Source organism: Caballeronia sp. M23-90 (assembly GCF_053574605.1).
In genome coordinates, this window is the sequence record NZ_JBSIPA010000460.1 from 1 (window position 1) to 5,126 (window position 5,126).

At 61.9% G+C, this 5,126-nt stretch carries 5 protein-coding genes and 1 riboswitch; of the genes, 4 read left to right on the forward strand and 1 reads right to left on the reverse strand.

Annotated features, from left to right (window positions below):
- Nucleotides 1-241: 241 nt before the first annotated feature.
- Nucleotides 242-418, reverse strand: a riboswitch (cobalamin riboswitch).
- A gap of 93 nt (nt 419-511) precedes the next feature.
- From cbiE to cobM, 3 genes are read left to right on the forward strand one after another with little or no spacing between them, the layout of a single operon-like run.
- A complete protein-coding gene (gene cbiE / locus ACRXB1_RS29895) occupies nt 512-1,717 on the forward strand; it encodes a precorrin-6y C5,15-methyltransferase (decarboxylating) subunit CbiE (RefSeq protein WP_449494091.1) in 1,206 nt (401 codons plus the stop codon).
- Nucleotides 1,714-2,445, forward strand: a complete 732-nt coding sequence (locus tag ACRXB1_RS29900) for a cobalt-precorrin-6A reductase (protein ID WP_449494092.1) — start codon at nt 1,714-1,716, stop codon at nt 2,443-2,445. Before cbiE ends, ACRXB1_RS29900 begins: the two co-directional genes overlap by 4 nt.
- Complete coding sequence (cobM, locus tag ACRXB1_RS29905; protein ID WP_062171207.1) at nt 2,446-3,174, forward strand: precorrin-4 C(11)-methyltransferase; 729 nt, start codon at nt 2,446-2,448, stop codon at nt 3,172-3,174.
- Between the two features lie 72 nt (nt 3,175-3,246).
- On the opposite strand, the gene ACRXB1_RS29910 is transcribed toward cobM, so the two are convergent.
- A complete protein-coding gene (locus tag ACRXB1_RS29910; RefSeq protein ID WP_062003127.1) occupies nt 3,247-3,984 on the reverse strand; it encodes a TerC family protein in 738 nt (245 codons plus the stop codon).
- 270 nt (nt 3,985-4,254) lie between these two features.
- Here ACRXB1_RS29910 and opgC point away from each other — a divergent pair.
- On the forward strand, nt 4,255-5,126 hold an 872-nt coding region (opgC, locus tag ACRXB1_RS29915; RefSeq protein WP_449494093.1), incomplete at its 3' end, for an OpgC domain-containing protein.

The following is a 5,126-nucleotide window of genomic DNA, read 5'->3' on the forward strand; positions in this document are numbered from 1 at the left end:
TGGGTCACGCTTTGAACGAATCGCAAACACTCACTACTGCGCGCAGGCACGATCCGCATCAGGCCGGGACATGCCGATGGCCTCGATGCCGGTACCGACCCGCGTTCAGTAGTGAGTGTTTGCGATTCGTTCAAAGCGTGACCCGTCCGGTCTCGCGCGGCGCCTCGACCTTTGCCTTGTCAGCAGCACATGAAAACAGGCAGGATCGCGGCATCGGTACACCCCGCCCGATGTTGGCTTGCACGAAGAATTCCGGTCGGCAGGTCTCTTGGCTGGCAGGTCACCGCCCGCGCCGGCCTTCCCAGTCGAAACCAGTGGCAGTGGAGCGCGGACTCGCTGCGTACAATTGCGGGGGCAGCCACAGTTTCGCTGTGTTCCCTGTTAGGCCCGTCAGGGCACCGACTAAACGCGATATTATGCCCGTTTTTGCAGCCGACAAAACCAATCGCCGCATGGCTCGGCAAGCGGCCGGGCAGCGTAACCTGCAAATGAATCATGCGAGGATCGGCGGATGGCAACGTGGTTGACGGTAGTGGGAATTGGCGAGGACGGCTGGCATGGGCTCAGCCGGACGTCGCACGAAGCGTTGCTTGCCGCCGATATCATCTTCGGTGGCAAGCGCCATCTCGACCTGTTGCCGGAGCAGATTTCCGCTGAGCGCCGCGCGTGGCCCACGCCGTTTTCGATAACGCCGGTGTTCGACTATCGCGGCAAGCGAGTCTGTGTGCTCGCAAGCGGCGACCCGATGATGTTCGGCGTCGGCGCCACGTTCGCACGCGAACTGGAGCCCGGTGAGTTCACCGTATTGCCTGCGCCGTCATCGGTGTCGCTTGCTGCAGCGCGTTTGCGTTGGGCGATGCAGGATGTGGCCGTGGTCTCGCTCGTCGGGCGTCCGATCGCAGCGCTTGGCGTTCGCCTTCATTCCGGCACGCGCATGCTCGTTCTCAGCAGCGATGGTTCAAGCCCTTCCGAAGTCGCGCAGTTACTGAACCGGCGCGGCTTCGGCGCCAGCCGGATGAGCGTGTTCGAACATCTGGGCGGCGAGCGTGAACGTCGCACTGATGGCATCGCAAACACGTGGAACCCGCAAGCCGATATCGCTGCGCTGAACCTGGTGGCGATCGCCTGCATTGCGGATGCCAACGCCTTGCGTCTGCCGCTCACACCCGGTCTTCCCGACGACGCGTACCAGCACGATGGCCAGCTCACCAAACGCGACGTCCGCGCCATCACCCTCGCGCGGCTTGCCCCCGAACCTGGCGAATTGCTGTGGGACGTGGGCGCGGGATGCGGTTCGATCGGCATTGAATGGATGCGCTCGCACGCTGACTGCCGCGCCTTCGCGATCGAAGCGGATAGCGGACGTCAGCGTTTTATCGAACACAATCGTGATGCGCTTGGTGTGCCCGGACTGCAACTCGTGGAGGGCGAAGCGCCGGCCGCGTTGATGGGGTTGCCATCGCCGGATGCGATCTTCATTGGCGGCGGTGTAACCGCGCCCGAGATGCTCGATACATGTTGGGCGCGTCTGAAGAAAGGCGGCCGGATGATCGTCAACGCAGTGACGATCCAAAGCGAGGCGACGCTCGTCGCGTGGCGGGCGGTGCATGGCGGCGAGCTGACGCGTATAAGCGTGGCGCACGCGCAACCGCTCGGCGCCTTCGATACATGGCGTCAGGCGCTCCCCATCACGCTGCTGCATGCAGTGAAATCATGACGCGCGTCCTGCTGCTCGGTGGCACGGGCGAAGCATTGACGATCGCGCGGCGTCTCAGTCCGGAACACGTCTATAGCCTTGCTGGACTGGGACGCACGCCGGGCGATCTCGTGTGTCGCGTGCGAGTTGGCGGGTTCGGCGGAGTGGAAGGGCTGGCGGCTTTTATAAAAGCAGAATCGGTTGGTCTGATCGTCGATGCAACTCATCCCTTCGCCGCGCAAATGAGCCGTCATGCCGCCGCTGCTTCAGCGGTGACGAGCGTCCCATGCTGGGCGCTTCGCCGTGCGCCGTGGCAACCGGGACCGGACGATGACTGGCGCCGCGTCTCTGACTTTGCATCGATCATGGCAGCCATCGCGCCATACAAACATCCGTTGTGGACGCTCGGCCGCGAGCCGCTCGATCATCTCGACGAGATCCCCTCCGGGCAACACTGGACCATCCGTTGCCTCGATCCCCATGTTGGCCACGCACGCGCGACGATCATCGCGGCGCGCGGGCCGTTTTCGCTGGACGGCGAGCGCGCTTTATTCGACCAGCAAGATACCGATGTCCTCATCAGCAAGAACAGCGGCGGCGCGGCGACCGAAGCGAAACTCGCGGTCGCGCGTGAACGCGGTCTGCCCGTCGTGATGCTGCAACGTCCGTCACTTCCTCAAGTCGAACGCGAATTCACCGATACGGCCTCACTCCTGAACGCGCTCGACGCTTTACGGAAAGCCCCTTGAATGACGGTCTATTTCATTGGCGCCGGACCCGGCGATCCCGAACTCATCACCGTGAAAGGGCAGCGTCTCGTGCGCTCATGTCCCGTCATCCTGTATGCCGGGTCGCTGGTGCCGGAAGCGGTGTTGAGCGGCCATCGCGCGGAAATCTGCGTGAACACCGCCGATCTTCACCTCGATGAAATCATCGCGTTGCTCGAAACCGCGCATGCCAAAGGGCAGGACGTGGCGCGCGTTCATTCGGGCGATCCGTCGCTGTACGGCGCGATCGGCGAACAGATTCGCCGTCTGAACGCGCTCGCCATTCCCTATGAAATCGTGCCGGGCGTGACGGCAGCGGCAGCATCGGCGGCGGCGCTCGGGTGCGAATTCACGTTGCCCGGCATCTCGCAGACCGTGATCCTCACGCGTTTTGCGACGAAGACATCGATGCCCGAAGGCGAGCAACTCGCCGATCTCGCGCGCCACCGCGCGACCATGGCGATTCACCTGGGCGTGCGCCATATCGAGCGCATCGTCGCCGACCTGATCCCGCATTACGGCGCGGATTGTCCCGTTGCCGTGATCTTCCGCGCGAGTTGGCCCGACGAAGAGAAAGTGCTTGGAACGCTCGCGGATATCGCTGTGAAAGTGCTTGAAAAAGGCATCGAAAGGACGGCGTTGATCGTGGTCGGGTACGTGCTGAATGCCGAGGGATTCACGGATTCTTCGCTGTACCGGAAGGAGCCTTGAGACATTGAAAAAACGCCGCGCGGTTTCAAAGGCGCGCGGCGTTCCCACGATCAACGCACCAGACTCAGCACGTCAGGCGCGTTTCTTCTTCGCCCTGCGCGACAGCATGTTCAACCCCTCGACCAGCGCCGAGAACGCCATCGCCGCGTAGATGTAGCCCTTCGGCACGTGAGACCCGAACCCTTCGGCGACCAGCGTCATCCCGATCACCAGCAGGAAGCCGAGCGCGAGCATCACCACGGTCGGGTTTCTATCGATAAACCGCGACAACGGACCCGCTGCGAACATCATCACGGCCACCGCTGCAATCACGGCGACGAACATGATGGGAATGTGTTCCGTCATGCCGACGGCGGTCACGATGCTGTCGATGGAAAACACCAGATCCAGCACCAGGATTTGCCCGATCGCCGCCAGGGGTGTGATCGAAGCGGTCTTGGCCGGGCCGCCGGATTCGCCGGAATCATGCGACACGTGATGATGGATCTCCGTGGTCGCCTTCCATACCAGGAACACGCCGCCGGCAATCAGGATCAGGTCGCGCCACGAAAAATCATGCCCGAACGCCGTGAAAATCGGCGCCGTCAGCCGCACGATCAGTGCGACCGTGCCGAGCAAGCCAAGCCGCATGATGAGCGCGAGCCCGATACCCAGACGCTGCGTGCGCGCCCGGTGCGCTTCTGGCAATTTGTTCGTGAGAATGGAGATAAAAATCAGGTTGTCGATGCCGAGCACGACTTCCATGACAACGAGTGTCGCCAGGGCCGCCCAGGCGGTGGGATCGCTGGCAAGCGCTACGAGGTAATCCATGAGATGTGAGGGTTGTCCGGTTATAGGTCACGAATTTCACGCAATCATACGCGACGTTCGCATCGATAATGTAAGCTTATTGAAATGTTGAGAGTGCTTCGAGCTGAAAAAAGTTCTCCACCATTTCCAAGCGGGCACCGGCTTCGAAAAACTTTCTCGCACAAATACGGGTAAACTCTCGTGCCGCACGCTATTCCTCAGTTGGAAGTTGGAAGTTGGAATCGCGCCTTTCACGTTCGCTGCCCGATCCGGCAGTCTTTCGGGTTACGCATGCAGGGAAAATCGCAACGACTGGTTGAGCTGGACTTTTTTCGCGGCCTCGTCCTGCTCGTGATTCTTGTCGATCATATTGGCGGCAGCATGGTGTCCCGCATGACGCTGCACGCGTTCGCTCTTAACGATGCCGCCGAAGTCTTCGTTTTCCTCGGCGGTTTTGCGACTGCCACCGCCTATGTATCGATGTGCGCGAGGCGCTCGGAATCCGCCGCCCGCGCAAGATTTCTCCGCCGCGCTTTCCAGATATATAGAGCATTTCTGGTCACCGCTGCGCTCATGCTGCTCACGAGCTTCGTGTTGCGGCCGCTGTTCGGCAGCGCGCCGAATCTCGCCACGACCGACCTCGACGCGTTCATTGCCGCACCGTTCACGGCGCTCATGGATATCCTGCTGTTGCGACGCCAGCCCTATCTCGCATCCGTCCTGCCGATGTACGCGTTTTTCGCGCTCGCCGTGCCGCTCGTGTTGCCGCTCGCGCGCAGCAAGCCGTGGCTTCTGCTCGCCGCGAGTATTGCGTTGTGGGCGCTCGCCCCTCCTGTCGCCGAGTATTTGCCGTCGGCGGAAGATTTGCTGTGGGACTTCAACCCTGCCGCATGGCAACTGATGTTCGTGATCGGCGTGATTGCCTGTTGCCAGCCGGTTTATCAGCGGGTGAGCGGGCACAGGTTCGGATGGATGGTTAGCGTGGCCGCGCTCGCAGTTGTCCTGGGCATGGCGTACTACAAGCTGCTCGTGCTCCCGACTTCCTTCGATGGCGATTTCAAGCGCAATCTGGCGGGCGCGCGCATCGTCAATTTCGTGGCTATCGCGTGGCTCGCCAGCGATCTGACACGTCGCGGCGTGGTCCGGCGGATCGCGCAGCTTGA